This is a genomic window from Duncaniella muris (assembly GCF_003024805.1).
GTDB lineage: Bacteria > Bacteroidota > Bacteroidia > Bacteroidales > Muribaculaceae > Duncaniella > Duncaniella muris.
This window is the reverse complement of the sequence record NZ_PUEC01000012.1, coordinates 12,626-26,660: the sequence shown is the minus strand read 5'-3', so window position 1 is coordinate 26,660 and position 14,035 is coordinate 12,626. Positions and strand designations below refer to the sequence as shown.

At 57.7% G+C, this 14,035-nt stretch carries 10 protein-coding genes; all 10 read right to left on the bottom strand.

Translation table 11 applies throughout. The features are described from left to right. Positions 1 to 110: 110 nt before the first annotated feature. Positions 111 to 1,445 (bottom strand): SpoIID/LytB domain-containing protein, encoded by a 1,335-nt coding sequence (locus C5O23_RS06365; RefSeq protein WP_107032119.1) that lies wholly within the window; start codon positions 1,443 to 1,445, stop codon positions 111 to 113. Next, positions 1,445 to 2,386, bottom strand: a complete 942-nt coding sequence (locus tag C5O23_RS06360; protein WP_161553563.1) for a DUF4922 domain-containing protein — start codon at positions 2,384 to 2,386, stop codon at positions 1,445 to 1,447. Before C5O23_RS06360 ends, C5O23_RS06365 begins: the two co-directional genes overlap by 1 nt. Further along, positions 2,376 to 3,707 (bottom strand): glycosyltransferase family 2 protein, encoded by a 1,332-nt coding sequence (locus C5O23_RS06355; protein WP_107032117.1) that lies wholly within the window; start codon positions 3,705 to 3,707, stop codon positions 2,376 to 2,378. Before C5O23_RS06355 ends, C5O23_RS06360 begins: the two co-directional genes overlap by 11 nt. 154 nt (positions 3,708 to 3,861) lie before the next feature. Beyond that, the gene (locus tag C5O23_RS06350) at positions 3,862 to 6,744 is read right to left on the bottom strand and encodes a golvesin C-terminal-like domain-containing protein (protein WP_107032116.1); all 2,883 of its coding nucleotides are present in this window, start codon (positions 6,742 to 6,744) and stop codon (positions 3,862 to 3,864) included. Positions 6,745 to 6,934: 190 nt separating this feature from the next. After that, positions 6,935 to 7,984 carry a 4-phosphoerythronate dehydrogenase gene (locus C5O23_RS06345; protein WP_107032115.1) on the bottom strand — a complete coding sequence of 350 codons (1,050 nt, stop codon included), beginning with the start codon at positions 7,982 to 7,984 and terminating at the stop codon, positions 6,935 to 6,937. A gap of 77 nt (positions 7,985 to 8,061) precedes the next feature. After that, a complete protein-coding gene (locus C5O23_RS06340) occupies positions 8,062 to 9,048 on the bottom strand; it encodes a hypothetical protein (RefSeq protein ID WP_107032114.1) in 987 nt (328 codons plus the stop codon). Then, entirely contained in the window at positions 9,045 to 10,445 is a 1,401-nt protein-coding gene (purD, locus tag C5O23_RS06335; protein WP_107032113.1) for a phosphoribosylamine--glycine ligase, read from the bottom strand. The genes C5O23_RS06340 and purD overlap by 4 nt, the downstream gene beginning before the upstream one ends. Before the next feature lie 75 nt (positions 10,446 to 10,520). Next, on the bottom strand, positions 10,521 to 12,089 hold the full coding sequence (locus C5O23_RS06330) for a THUMP domain-containing class I SAM-dependent RNA methyltransferase (RefSeq protein WP_107032112.1): 1,569 nt from the start codon (positions 12,087 to 12,089) through the stop codon (positions 10,521 to 10,523). A gap of 65 nt (positions 12,090 to 12,154) precedes the next feature. Next, positions 12,155 to 13,072 (bottom strand): serine acetyltransferase, encoded by a 918-nt coding sequence (locus tag C5O23_RS06325; protein ID WP_107032111.1) that lies wholly within the window; start codon positions 13,070 to 13,072, stop codon positions 12,155 to 12,157. A 67-nt stretch (positions 13,073 to 13,139) separates the two neighbouring features. Next, positions 13,140 to 13,862 (bottom strand): potassium channel family protein, encoded by a 723-nt coding sequence (locus tag C5O23_RS06320; protein ID WP_107032110.1) that lies wholly within the window; start codon positions 13,860 to 13,862, stop codon positions 13,140 to 13,142. Between the last annotated feature and the right edge of the window lie 173 nt (positions 13,863 to 14,035).

Sequence of the window (14,035 nt, the reverse complement as noted above, 5' to 3'; positions counted from 1 at the left end):
AATTAACGTGGCATATGCAGAAGAGCAATTGTTATGAAACACCCTCTAAATCTTAAGTAGCTCTTCAAAATTAACCGATATTTATAAGCAAAGTGTTGCTAAACACTGTTCTAATATAGTTTTGTGAGGGTTGAGCCGGGGTAGTAGCGGGCGAGGATTTCGGAGTAGCCATAGCCGCGTTCGCCCATGATAGCGGCTCCGATCTGACACAGGCCTGCGCCGTGGCCCCATCCGGCTCCGTGGAGAGTGAAGCCTGAAGGGGTGCCGTCGGCTTCCGGAGCCAAAGGCTCGACCACAAAGGCCGAGCTGTAGAGATGGCTGTCAGAGAGAGTGCGGCGTATCATCAGTTCCTTGCCTATGATGCGTTCTCCCTTTGTGCCGGTGATTTTCAGTTCACGGATTCGTCCGGAGGTGCCGCGGGTCAGGGGCGTCAGACTCAGTATGCGGCCGAGATCTTCGCCGAGACGGTCGGCCACGAGGCGTGCAATTTTTTCCTGCGGCAGTGTCTCTGTCCAGCGGTAGAAATCGGGAGTCTCGCGGTCATAGCCGTTGAGCACCTGTGAGAGCACTCGCCGGTCGGTGGTGTTGCAGAAGGCTTCCGGCTTGCCGAGTATCCAGCTGACGGCGTTTTCTTCCACTGTAAGGTCGGGGAAGTCAGTCGGGTCTACGCCGTCGCGCCGGGGCTGGAGATAGGGGCGCGGAGTGTCATTCCAGCATGTCTCGAAGACTTCGAAGACTCCGCCGCAGCATTTAGAGAAGCGGGTGTCGCAGAGCTCGCCGTCGAAGGTGAGGACCATGCCGCGGGTGTCGGCCACGGCTCCGGCGGCCACAGGGGTAGAGACACGGCTGATGCCCTGATAGCGCTGGCAGTGGTCGTCGGCGCAGACGTCGAAATTGAGATGGTCTTCGCGGTCCCAGTATCTGATGAGCGAGGGTCCGGGATTCAGGGCTCTGACATCGGGGCGGCGGTCGGCCGGAGGGATGGGCTCCTTGCCTCGTGACATCATTGACAGCACCCATCCGCGCGAGATCACGGCATGTGCCCTCAGCAGTTCCAGCGAGGAGGTGGAGCTCATTTCGCTTGAGATGACGCTGACAAGATAGTCTTCGACATTGACTTCGTTGACGGCCGTTAGTCTGCCGTTTTCAACTATCACGCGCAAGGCTCCGCGGAAGCGCTGGTTTTCTTTGCGCTCCCAATGGAAATCTACTCCGATGGTCACTCCTTCGAGTTCGAAACTGTCGCCTGCATAGGAGGTGGGTTCGAATTCGAGCGACTGGCTGACGCGGCCGTTCCAGCTGACGGCGAGGCCTGATTCGCTGAGGCTTACTTCCTGACGCCCGGTGACCATCTCGCCTGAGGGCGTGGAGTAGAGACCGGTGAGGGTGAAACTTATGGTCGGGGCTGAGAGGATGCCGACTCTGACTCGTGGTTCCTGGGGCATTATTGCTGTGGGGTGTTGAGTTGTTGGTAGCGGTGAATTGTGGCGGCGAATTGCTGTTCGTCGAGGCTGACTTCGCTCAGTATGGCGGTGGCGGTGGCAAGGTCGAGCCTCTCGAAGTCTTCAGGGCGTGAGCAGACTATGGTGCCGAGCATTTCGATTGTGGCGGGGCTTATGAGCATCTTACCGGGTCCGGAGCCGTAGACAGCCGGGCGGTGGCGGCGGCGCGGGGCTATGAATGTGCGGAGTCTGCCGTCGGGGAGCATCACCATAGCCACGTTGACCATCGGTTCCGGCTCAGCCTGCGGCAGCGAGTCGAGCAGCAGGTCGGCGCAGCGGACAATGGCGGCTGTGTCTGTGGAATCAATGATGAAGAACGGATAGGGGACCGCGCCGCAGACGCTGCGCAGCAGTTTGCATCCGTCTGACGGGTCAATAGTCTCCAGAGGCAGTCTCGGATCGGTCAGACCGGCGGCAACCTCCGTAGAGATAGCCTGGAAGTGCAGATGGTCAGGAGCGGAGGCTCCGCAGAGCGGACCGTTGTAGAAGACGCATAGGTCGCGGAATTCACGCGTGAGCCGGGCCATCTCCTGCAGGTGTCCGCTGATGCGCTGCGGTCCATGGCGCGCGGATGCTATGGTGTAGTGCCGCCGGGCGAGGGGATAGGGGTTGACAAGAGTCTGAAAGCCGTGGCCGGTGATGGCGCTCTGTTCCGGCGGCCGGTTGGCCTCGCAGAGGAAGCAGGGTCGGGCGGCTATGCTCTGCGGGTCTGTCTTGGCTGTGATGGAGGCGCGCCGGTGGCTGACAAGGAGCTTGCGGATTCTCCACGGCTCGCTGTCAGTCAGGCTTACTGCCTGGGACGATGCCTTTTCAAGATTGCGGAAGTTTTCAGCAGCTAGAGGCCACGCCGCAAGTTCAGACCGGAAGAAACTTTCAGGATTCATGGTTAAGCTTCTGGCGTGAGATGAGTTCGAGGGTGCGCATACGGTCCTTGTAGGTGTTGTTGGCGTTGATGCGCTCAGGGCTGAGGGCGTGGTCGGAGTTGCCTTCCCAGCGGCGGCATGAGTAGAGAGGTTCATAGATGCGCCCTATCGGGTAGCGGCGGCTGACGGCAAGCCCCATCGAGTAGTCTTCGCCGTAGCTGACATCCGGAAAGCCTATCTCGCGGGCCACGGGGGTGAAGAAAGCCCTCGGCGCGCCGAGGCCGTTGATGCGCAGGGCGTTGTTGGGCCCGTTGTCATCGGTCCATTCCGCATGGTCTATCAGTCCGGGGGGCAGCGGATTGCCCTTAAAGTCGGTGAGCATATAAGAGCCGATGACCATTGCCGCACCGGTCTCGCGGAACTTGCCGACGATCATTTCAAGAGTGTCGGGGCGGCTGTAGATGTCATCGCTGTCGAGCTGCACGGCGAAACGTCCGCAGTCGGGGCTGTTGATGCCGAGGTTCCAGCATCCGCCTATGCCCGGAGCCGGCGCGGGAGCCGGGGCGGTGCTTATGATCTTAAGACGCGGGTCTGAGGCCGCGATTTCGGCAAGAATCTCTGATGTGCCGTCGGTGCTGCGGTTGTCTATCACAATGACGTTGAACGGGAATGATGTCTGCTGAGCCAGAGCGCTCCTGACGGCATCGGCTATGGTGCGGTGGCGGTTGCGCACGGGGATGATCACCGAAGCCTCTGTCGGGAAGGAGCCTTCATCGAGGTCCGGGCGCGTGATTCCGGCGGGTGTCACCAGAGCGCCGAGGGCCTTGAGATGGGCCGTGGCGGCTTTTTCCATCTCGATCTGCGAACTGCGGTTGCGCGGGTCCACGTAGCGGAACTGCTCTTCTCCCTCATCGGCGCAGACTGATGCCTTGGGCGAAGCCATGTAGAGAGTCTCCGGGACGTGCACAATCCTGCCGAGACGCGAGAGGCGCAGGCGCAGGTCATACCAGCCGGCAGCCTCGAAATCGTCGGTCATATCCTCCACCGCACGGCGCATCATGGCGGGGTCAACAGCCACGACCCGGCCGAAGTCGAAATCATCGCGTATTGCCCCGAACTGGCAGTCGATCAGCCGATGGGGCAAAGGATCGCCGCCGTCGGCAGGTGTAAGGAAGTCGGAATACACCATTGCCGCACCGGTCTCGCGGAGCACCTGTATCAGTCTGTGGTCACCGCCGTTTACAAAGGTCACGTCATCGTCTGACAGATGTATGAATATCGGACTCCGGCCGGCCTGAGCGGCCAGATCCTTCATGGTTTTGGTTGAAAAACGGGATTTCATGATTTTTACAGAAAGGCGCTTGAAATCAGAGTGTGACAGCCACACACCTCGCCTCACTGCAAAGTTCGTAAATTTCCCCCGATAAACCGCAATGAATCCCGGTCTTTGATTGAAAATAGACTCTCCGGTATGTGAAAAGGGCTGTTGGGCGGCCTTAGGCTTGGCGGGCGGGGCCTTTGCGGGGTTTGCGGGCTTCGGTGTTTTCGGCGAGTTCAGCTGCTTCGCGTGGGCGCAGGTTGCGCGGGGTGCGGGTCTGCGTCGGTGTGGTGGGTGGTTCGTGGCCTATGATGGTTTCCGGCTGCACTTTGGGGCGTGCGCCGGGATGCACGCCTTCAGGGGCGGTGAAGAAGTCGAGGATCTGTTTCATAAGCGCGTCACGCTCGTAGCTGCCGGTGATGGTCTCGAAGGGGAAGCCGAGGGTCACGGCGCGGTGGGTGCCGGGGTCGAAGGCCACGCCGGCTATGTAGTCGTTTTCGGTGTAGCGCAGTATGGCGGAGCCGTTCGACGGGTCGATGGGGCTGAATGATTCAGGCGATTCCACGGCGTAGCAGTCGGCGTTGAGCTGCTGACGGAAGGTGAACGAGAGGCCCGGATGGAATTCGGCGTATTTCGATTTGACTTCGCGGACTTTGCCTGTGACTGTGGCTTTTGCCTGACGCCACTGGAGGCCGAGCACCGAGTGGCCGAATTGTCCGTCGGCTACCCGCTGCGAGCCTATGGAGTGGCGGTTGTCAAAGAGGTCGCTGCCTATGTAGCTGCCCGACACGAAGAGTGAGCCGCCGGCGTCGCAGAATTGGCTCAGGCGTTGCTTGAGTTCGTCGGTGAAGGGTTTGAACTTGCGTTCCTGCGAGGTGCCTACGGTGATTTCTTTCTGCTTGCCGAGTATGAGGTCGATGATGCGGGCTTCGGGCATGTTGTCGACAAAGGCGTCGACTCCGGCCGAGATGAAGGAGTGGCCGGCGGCGCGTATGGCGGTGCCGTGGACATAGACGAAGTCAAAGGTGTTGCCGGCGAAGACTTCGGTCTCATGGGTCGCGCGGCTGGCGCCGTGGCCGGGAGAGTCATTGGATGTCCATTCTACTCCGGGGCGGAATTCGGTCTGGAGGCCGGTGAAGTGGATGTCGCTGATGTAGGGCACTCCGTGGTCTTCCTCATAGTCGAAGCCTACGCGGCCTGAGGCATAGACTTCGGCCGGGCCTGAGATGCGGGTGAAGCCGTTGACAATCAGCACCTGAGGTCTGTCGGTGCCGGTGTCGCACAGTGATAGAATCTCGGAGGGGAAGCTGATGCCTCCGTCATTGGCCGCGACAACCTTGTAGCTGTAGATGCGGTCATCCTTGACGCGGACCGTGAGCTGCGGATCGTCAGTCACGGCCAGTTCGGTGAAGGCTCCGTTGTCAATACGTTCATAGACAATATAGTATGTGGGTTTGGCCGAGGGCTCCAGAGGATCATCGACACCCTGCCAGGTGAGAAGATATTCGCCTCCGCTTCCCGCGATGCGGAAATGGCTGACGGGCAGTGGCTCTACCACGTAGGGCACACCGTCTTTTTCATGGAGGTATTTCAGAATGCCTTTATAGATGGCTCTGCTGACGGTGAAACGGAATGTGGGGTCGAGGCCATAGCGCATGTCGGCGAAGTTCTGATGGCTCATAAGCTCGATCAGCATTGCGGGCACTTTGGTGTCCATCACCTCACGATAGGGTTTGTCGCGCAGCTTGCGGCGGGTCCATGTCGGCTCGTAGAGGGTCTGGATGTCGCTGACAATCTGATCGGTTACAATGTCGGCATAGCGGCGTGAGGTGGTGCGGGCCTCGCCGCTTCCCAGGCGGGCGCCCTTGGTGTAGACAATAGGCATCGTGCCCACAGTCTCGCCGGGGTCAGATGTGGTGCCGGCGTCGGTATGGAATGCAAACGAGAGGTCAACGGGAATTCCGAGGCCTTTCTCTCCCGGAAGCTGCGATGAGCCTCCGGCAAGGTAGTTGGCCCAGAGGGCGCGGCTCTTGTAGTCGTCCTCATAGTCGTTTTCGCCGTTGGTGATGCTATAGACCGACGAAGGGACACCGGCCCACTGCATCCAGTAGCGCGCGCCTTCGGTGAAACGCGGATAGGTGCTAACCACAGGCTCGCCGCCTGCAGCCGAGCGGCTGACATTGCCCATGCCGCCGCCTATCTTGACGGCATCGGCCGTGACCACCTTGCCGCTTTCGGTCGAGACGTTTGAGAGTTCCACCACCGGGGTGTCGCTTTTGCCTGCCGCAAAGGGGAAGGTGCCGAGATAGACCCATGTGCCTCCGCCGATGCGCTGGTTCACGTCAAACTCCTCGCTTCCGGCGAGAGAGTTCACGGTGTAGCGCGCGTCGCGGGCGCTGTTTGGGAGCGAGGCATAGCTGATGTAGAGCGCATAGTTGCCGCCTTTGGGGAAATCGGCATACCAGGATGCCGTGGATGCTTTGGCCGGGTCGGTGACGGTGGTCACTTCGCGGACAGAGCCCATGCGGAAGGGATTGTCGCCGGTTTCCAATATCTCTTTCTTATATCCGAAACCTTTGATGCCGGCAGCGGCTGTCCATTTCTGTTGTCCGTTTTTCTCGTTATAGTCCTTCTGAGCGAAGCCTCCGTCCATGTCGACGATTATTTCCTGAGTCGAGGTGTCACGTTCGCGCGGAGTCATCACATAGGCCCCGGCATTTTCGAGCATCGGGATGAGGTAGGGGAGCACGTAGGCCTGGGGATACAGGTCTTCTACCGTGCCCATGAGCCGTGCGCGCTGCCACATCCATCGCTCTTCATTCTGGTCGAAATATCGGCCGTGGCTTTGCCAGAGGGCTATGTTCTTGCCGGCAAGCCCTTTTTTGACAGACGGTGCGTCCACACGTGTGACAAACGCTTCGCGGGCCGGACGCGGCACGGCTGGGGCCGAGACAACTTTGGTGGTTCTGGCCTTTTTTGCTTTGCTCCTTTTTGGGGTTTTGCCTGCTGCGCCTGCGGCAAGGGCGCAGAATATCATGAGTATGGTAAGAATCTGTTTCATAAGCAAGGTCCTCCGGTGCTATTGTATTATAACATCCGGGGAGTTGGTTTTACGGCTTTGTTATGAACCGGTTTTTACTTGTTTTCAGGAAGTTTCTGTAAATTTAAACCAAATTTAAACCGAATTTAAACCGAATTTTGGCATGGTCCGGACCGAAAAGAGGTCTGGAAAAACGTGTGGGGCCGGAGTCTCAGATGTGAGGTTCCGGCCGGAGACTGTAGTTGTTGCGCAGAGATTCGAAATATCTGCTTACGGCGGCATCGGGAGTGGGCAGATTGCGGGCTATGTGGTCGGCATTGATGTCATAGCCGAGCTGCTGTTCGGTGATTGTCTCCGGTATGGGGCCTATTGCCGGAAGTCCGGCTGATAGGGTCTCGGCTGTGATGTCAAGACCGAAATGGTCCTGCAGATGGCCGGCAAGGGCATCGAGCACCATGCGGGTGGCTCTGATCTTTCCTTCGTTGGAATAGCCTGCAATATGCGGTGTGGCTACGAATGCTTCTGAAAGCAGTTCGAGGTCAATGTCAGGCTCGTTTTCCCAGCAGTCGATGGCCACTCCTGATATGAGATTCCGGCTGAGGGCGGTCTTGAGCGCCTGCGTGTCGGCCACTGGTCCGCGGGCGGCATTTATGATCAGTGGCCGCCGTCTCACGGCTGAGAGGAATTCCGAATTCAGCAGATGGCGAGTGGAGTGGGGTCCGGTCTTGGAATATGGTGTGTGGATCGAGATGAAATCACTTTCTGCAGCGATTTCCTCAAGGGTGCTGTAGATGTAGGTTGTGTCGCCGTTTTCCTGACGTGGGGGGTCGTTGAGGATTGTGGTCATGCCGAGGCCTAAGGCCCAGCGGTTGAGTATAGTGCCGACGTTGCCCACTCCGATTATGCCAAGCCTTTTTCCGGCAAGCGCTTCTTCGGGGGGCAGAAACGCTCTGATGGCTGAAAGCACGTATTGTGCCACTGCCGGAGCATTGCAGCCTGGAGCGTTTGCCACCGTGATGCCCCGCTCGCGGCAATAGTCGAGGTCAATGTGGTCGGTGCCGATTGTAGCTGTACCGATGAACGAGCACGTGGACCTGCCGAGCAGCGAGGCGTTGCAGCGTGTGCGTGTGCGTGTAAGAATAATGTCGGCATCTTTTACAGTCTCAGCCGAGATGGCATCGCCCGGCAGGAGCACTACTTCTCCGAGAGGGCGGACTGCATCGGCTATATAGGGAATATTGCGGTCGGCTACAATTTTCATGTGCGTATGGTGGTCTGTTGGCTAAGTTGTCTAAGCCGGTGTATGGATGCGTTTGTGTGGCAGCGGTGGCTTCAGTCTCAGCTCAACATTCCCCACATGTATATACCGAAATAGGCGGCCATCAGGACCACTACGGCAATGTAGCCACGGCGCATGACGGTGAAGCGGAAGAAATGTCCCACCTGGAAGGCCACACAGGCATTCAGGAGGGTGATGTAGAGCGGAAGATTGGTGAAGTTGACAATGGCGAAAATGCCGGTCGCGATCGAGAGAAGGGTCAGCACTCCGTTATAGGCGCGGGCCTGTGCGTTGAATCCTATGATCTTTATGAGATTCAGGTTGCCGAACACAAATCCGGCCAGCAGCGTCAGAGCCGCGGCCGAAAGCATGGGCCAGTCGGCACCATCGGCCAGCAGCATTGATGGAGGTGTGAAGCAGAACTGTGGGATTTCCGGCTCAGGTATCAGGCCGAGTCCCCAGGTGATCCACGCAGGAGTGATGTTGCCCAGAATCGCGGCAAGGATTTTTTTGAACGTGAACACTCGCATCTGTCCGAGTGCGGCGATGAATACCGGAATGTAGAGCGCGAATGTATATTCAGTCAGCTGCCCCAGTCCGATCAGAAAGAAGGCAAGAAAGACCCGGCGCGAGCTGATGCGCTGATTGTAGATGCTGAAAATCAGCCATACGGCTCCCATCATGATCAGCGCAAGCAGCGATGACGCTCCTAACTGGCCCATCACAGCCGGGGTGCAGGCTGTGACAAACACGAAATAGGCCGCGAAGAAGGCCGAGGTGGTGCGCAGCAGATTGAAGTGGCGGTTGATGATGATCATTACCGCCCCTGTGGCCAGGACCACGATGATGTTGGCCCACATCGAGATGCTGCCTTCGGGCAACCATGCCGATGGTGTTGGGAAGGCCACGGTGCGGAAATCGCCTATGTGCGCGATCTTGCCTGCGAACTGAGCCTGCAGGGTCATAAAAACCGCCGCGAGGCCTATGAGCACGCCCATGCCTCGCGAACGGATTATTCGGGTAAATGTGAGTTCTTTACGGGTCATCCGCGGTTTTCACTCAATTTTTTAAGGTCCTGGCCGATGTCGCGGCGCATGTATTTACCGTTGAATTCAACAGCATCGGCGGCTGCATAGCTGTTGGCGAGAGCCGAGTCGATCGAATCGCCATAGGCGCTACATGCAATCACACGTCCGCCTGAAGTGACGAGCTCGCCGTCGGCCTCGCGGCGTGTGCCTGCGTGGAAGAGAATGGCGTTGCTCATCGGAGTGTCGGCTCCGGTTATGGTCTCACCCTTGGTGTAGCTTCCAGGATAGCCGCCTGACACTATCATGACTGTTGTGGCATAGCGTGGATCTTCAGCGAGGGGAAGAGCGCCGAGGTTGCCTTTGGCCGCTGCTTCGAGCAGAGGAAGCAGGTCAGATGCGATGCGGAGCATCACGACTTCGGTCTCAGGGTCGCCCATGCGGACGTTGTATTCTATCACCATCGGCTCGCCGTCAACTTCAATCAGACCGAGGAAGATGAAGCCGCGGTAGGTTATGCCTTCGGCTATCAGGCCGTTGACAGTCGGGAGAATGATGCGTTCCTCTACCTTGCGCATGAATTCACTGTCGGCAAACACAACGGGGCTGACTGCTCCCATGCCTCCGGTGTTGGGGCCGGTGTCGCCTTCGCCGATGCGCTTGTAGTCTTTTGCCACGGGGAGGATGCGGTAGCCGCCGTTGCCGTCAGTGAGTACGAAAACCGAACATTCGATTCCCTTGAGGAACTCTTCGATAACCACTGTGGCCGATGACTTGCCGAACATTCCGCCCAGCATATCGCGCAGCGAGGCTTTGGCTTCTTCGAGAGAGTCGATTATGAGTACACCTTTTCCGGCTGCAAGGCCGTCGGCTTTGAGCACATAGGGGGCTTTGAGTGATTCAAGAAACGCGCAACCCTCTTCAACGGTCTCGGCAGTGAAACTGCGGTAGGCTGCGGTGGGTATAGAGTGGCGCACCATGAACTGCTTTGCAAAATCCTTGCTGCCTTCGAGTGCTGCACCTGCCTGAGAGGGCCCTACGATCAGCGGAGCACCTTCCACGCTCAGGAAGTAGTCATAGATTCCGGCCACAAGCGGGTCTTCGTTGCCGACTATGATCATGTCGATCGAATTCTCCTTGCAGAAAGCGGCTATAGCGGCGAAATCAAGCGGCGAGAGGGCCACGTTTTCACCGTAGGCATCTGTTCCGCCGTTGCCGGGAGCTATGAAAAGTTTCTCAAGGCGGGGAGAGAGTGATATTTTCCATGCGAGGGCGCATTCGCGTCCGCCCGATCCGAGGAGCAACACTCTGAGCTTCTCACCTTGGCAGGCGAGGGTTTCGCCGGCGTTGAAAGGACTTTTTTCAGGCGCGTTGCTGACGGGATGGCGCAGAGTGTTGAGATTCTGTTGGAGTGACATGGCTTTTGGTTATATGGATTAGCGTGATTTGAGAATTTTATTTTGAAAAAGTATGGAGGGGGCTGTAAGTGTTGCTTATGCCTCTCCTTCGGAAGACGAATTGTCGGCATCCGGACGCTTCCAGCGGCGGCGGGTTCTCATGAACGGGCCGTCAGGCGCGGGTATTGACGGACGCTTGGGCGATTCGCCGAGCGATTTGAGCGCGTGGGGATTGCGGTGGCGCGAGAGGAGCTGTTCGGCTTCACTCTGTGCGGCCGTCTCTTCCTTGAACTTGCGTCTGCGTTCCTCGCTGCGGGCATAGCCGCCTTTCTGCGGGCGGTATCTGTCTTCAAGCTTGTTGGGTTTGCGGCGTGCGGCTCCGGCATCTTTGCCGCCCATGCCCTTTTCGCGGGCGTCGCGGCGCCATTCGCTGTCGCTCTTGCGTGCGGGCTGGCGGCGTTCCTTGCGGTCAGGGGTTTCTTCCTTTAGCACACCGCCTTCACGACGGAAGTCACTTTTGGTGCCTTCGAAGATCACGTATTCGCGCAGTTCGCAGTCGAGGCCTCCGTTCTGCATGGCTTCTTTGACCGAAGGAGTCAGTCCGATGGCTGTGAGATAGTCGATGTTTGAGGAGATGACCCAGGCGTGATAGCCGAGGAAGACACGCTTGAACTTGGTGCCGAGCGTCTTGTAGAGCTGCTCCATGTCCTGGACATTGATTCGCTCGCCGTAAGGAGGATTGGTGATGAGCACACCGGGCGCTCCCCCTGCCGGAGCCTCTTCCCAGAGCTGGAGAGGCTTTATGCGGAGGTTGATATATTCGTCGACACCGGCTGAAAGAATGTTGCGTTCGGCGATAGCCACGGCTTTCGGCGAGATGTCTGATCCGTAGATCTTGAACGGCACTTCGCGGAGGCCTGAATCTTCGGCCATCACCTTTTCAAACAGTTCGGCGTCATAGTCGCGCCAGTGTTCAAAGGCGAAATCCTTGCGGAAGCTGCCGGGCTTGATTCCGGCGGCTATCATAGCGGCTTCGATTAGGAAGGTGCCTGAGCCGCACATGGGATCGACCAGCGGACTGTCGCCGCGCCATCCGCTTTTGAGGATGATGCCGGCGGCGAGAACCTCGTTGATCGGGGCTTCGGTCTGTGCCACGCGCCATCCGCGTTTGTGGAGCGACTCGCCCGATGAGTTGAGCGAGAGGGTGACGCGGTCACCGTCAATGTGGACGTTGATCATCACGTCGGCATCGTTCAGACGCACGCCGGGGCGTTTGTCCTGGCCGAAACGGTCTTTGAAATAGTCGACAATGGCGTCTTTCACACGATAGGTGACAAAACGCGAGTGAGTGAACTCCGAGGAGTGTGAGGTGGTGTCGATAGAGAAAGTCTTTTCGATCGACATTACATCGCTCCAGTTGTACTCTTTCACCATCTCGTAGAGCGAGTCGGTGTCCTTGGCGATAAACTTGTAGATCGGCTTGAGGATAGAGAGTGCGGTGCGGCAGCAGATGTTGGCGCGGTAGAGCATGGCGAGATCACCTTCGAATGATACCATCCGTCGGCCGGGCTCGACATTGACCGCTCCGAGTTGCCGGAGTTCTTCAGCAAGAATTTCTTCAAGACCCTTGAAGGTCTTGGCAACCATTTCAAAACGATGTTCCATGTGGCAATTTATATAGTTTCCTTGGTTTGTTCAGTTGTTTTTAGGCCTCAGGCGCAGTCCTTGGGTCAGCGTGCCGACCGGAAGTTGTCGGCGCGGGCCTGGATGAGTTTTTCTCCGGGCTCTACGTCGCGTGTGACCCAGAGGTTGCCGCCGATGACGGCTCCGTCACCTATGTTTACGCGGCCGAGTATCGTGGAGTTGGAGTAGACAACCACTCCGTTGCCGAGTATCGGGTGGCGGGGAATTCCTTTGACCGGATTGTTGGAGTCGTCAGTGACAAAGCTCTTGGCTCCGAGGGTCACGCCCTGATAGATCTTGACATTATCGCCGATAATTGCTGTGGCTCCGATAACCACACCGGTGCCGTGGTCAATGACGAAGCCTTTGCCTATGCGGGCTCCGGGGTGGATGTCGATTCCGGTGTCGGAATGGGCCTGCTCGGTGATCATGCGAGGCACCACCGGGACCCCAAGCTCCAGCAGGCGGTGGGCTATGCGGTAGCTTACCGTGGCCTTGAAGCCGGGATAGCAGATTATTACCTCATGGGTAGAGGTTGCGGCAGGGTCGCCGAGATAGGTGGCGTCAATGTCAGTGTCGAGGATGTGGCGCAGGTCGGGCAGGCTGTCTATAAAAGAATCGGCCAGTGATCCGGCATGCCGGCTTATGTCAGCATCAGGAATTGCTGATTGGTTTTTGTCGAAACAGAGTCCTGCGGAGATCTGGCTGGCCAGAAGACCGCGCAGTTCATGGCATTCGATTGTCATGACCGAGCGCATCACGGACGGCCCGCGGTCAGAGTCTGTTAGAAATCCCGGAAACATGAGGCGTGAGGCAAGCTCGACTATACGGCGCACGGCTGAGTTGGAGAGCAGTGGCTCCCCTTCGCCTGAACGGGTCGGGCACACGTGGCGCATGTCTTCCATGCTGCAAAGGCGACCTATCACCTCGTCGATTTCAAACCGCTTGTCCGGGTCCTTTTCCATGATTTCATTTTTGTCCGTGAGATGTCTGCAAAGTTACGATTTTTGGATAGGGTACAAAAATAATTACCTAACTTTTTTGCGTGGCCGCGCCGGAGTCTGTTTTCAGTGTCCGTGTGTACTGGCGTATGAGTGAGGTGATAAACACTGTGAAGAGCGGAAACATGATTATGCCGCCGACCGAAAGGATGCAGCCGAGCACTTTTCCGGCCACCGTGACGGGATAGATGTCGCAGCCGAGGGTGGTGGCGTTCATGCAGGCCCACCAGAGAGCGGTGCCGAAATTGTTGACATCGGCGTTGACTCCCTGCTCGAAGTAGAAGAATATGAGGCTGCCGAGATAGATGAAGGCGGCGAGGATGACTATGTAGGACGAAAGGAACGATGTCAGTCTGTTTCGCGAAAACGCGCCCACAACTATCACCATCGCCATGATGCCGCGGGCCAGGGGTATGAAGCGGATGAAAAACAGCTGCTCCGGTGTGAGCCTGATGCCGAGCACACTGATGATGTTGAGATAGGGGATAGACAGCAGCAGATACAGCAGGCGGTTGCGCGTGTAGCGGAGTTTGTCGGGAGCCAGGGCCAGTTCGATGAAGAAATCTGCCATGAACACTATGCAGACCCAGAACTGGAAGTGCATGTAGAATCCGTCATCAAGAAAGTTGATGCCGTTGAAGGTGTCGATCGAGATGAATACTATCAGCAGAACTGAAAGCGCTATTATGATCCAGTGCAGTATGTCGAGCCGGTAATGGTGCCGGTGTTTTTGTGCCGTTGTTCCCTCGTTCATATTATATAATGGTAAGCGCAGTTTGTGGAATGGATGAAGATGGCCGGGCAGATGCCGCCCTCTGGAATTAAAACGCCCGGCGAGGCAAGGATGTTTGAGTCTGTGGCGGTGTCAGCCGGTGGTATCCATGAAAAAGTCAGCCCCGCCACACTGCATGAAACGCGGTGTGGCGG

Bases quoted from the DNA above. Each gene is read 5' to 3' on its own strand.
- C5O23_RS06330 (WP_107032112.1), bottom strand. From the start codon at position 12,089: ATGGAACATCGTTTTGAAATGGTTGCCAAGACCTTCAAGGGTCTTGAA.
- purD (WP_107032113.1), bottom strand. From the start codon at position 10,445: ATGTCACTCCAACAGAATCTCAACACTCTGCGCCATCCCGTCAGCAAC.
- C5O23_RS06365 (WP_107032119.1), bottom strand. From the start codon at position 1,445: ATGCCCCAGGAACCACGAGTCAGAGTCGGCATCCTCTCAGCCCCGACC.
- C5O23_RS06355 (WP_107032117.1), bottom strand. From the start codon at position 3,707: ATGAAATCCCGTTTTTCAACCAAAACCATGAAGGATCTGGCCGCTCAG.
- C5O23_RS06360 (WP_161553563.1), bottom strand. From the start codon at position 2,386: ATGAATCCTGAAAGTTTCTTCCGGTCTGAACTTGCGGCGTGGCCTCTA.
- C5O23_RS06350 (WP_107032116.1), bottom strand. From the start codon at position 6,744: ATGAAACAGATTCTTACCATACTCATGATATTCTGCGCCCTTGCCGCA.
- C5O23_RS06345 (WP_107032115.1), bottom strand. From the start codon at position 7,984: ATGAAAATTGTAGCCGACCGCAATATTCCCTATATAGCCGATGCAGTC.
- C5O23_RS06325 (WP_107032111.1), bottom strand. From the start codon at position 13,072: ATGGAAAAGGACCCGGACAAGCGGTTTGAAATCGACGAGGTGATAGGT.
- C5O23_RS06340 (WP_107032114.1), bottom strand. From the start codon at position 9,048: ATGACCCGTAAAGAACTCACATTTACCCGAATAATCCGTTCGCGAGGC.
- C5O23_RS06320 (WP_107032110.1), bottom strand. From the start codon at position 13,862: ATGAACGAGGGAACAACGGCACAAAAACACCGGCACCATTACCGGCTC.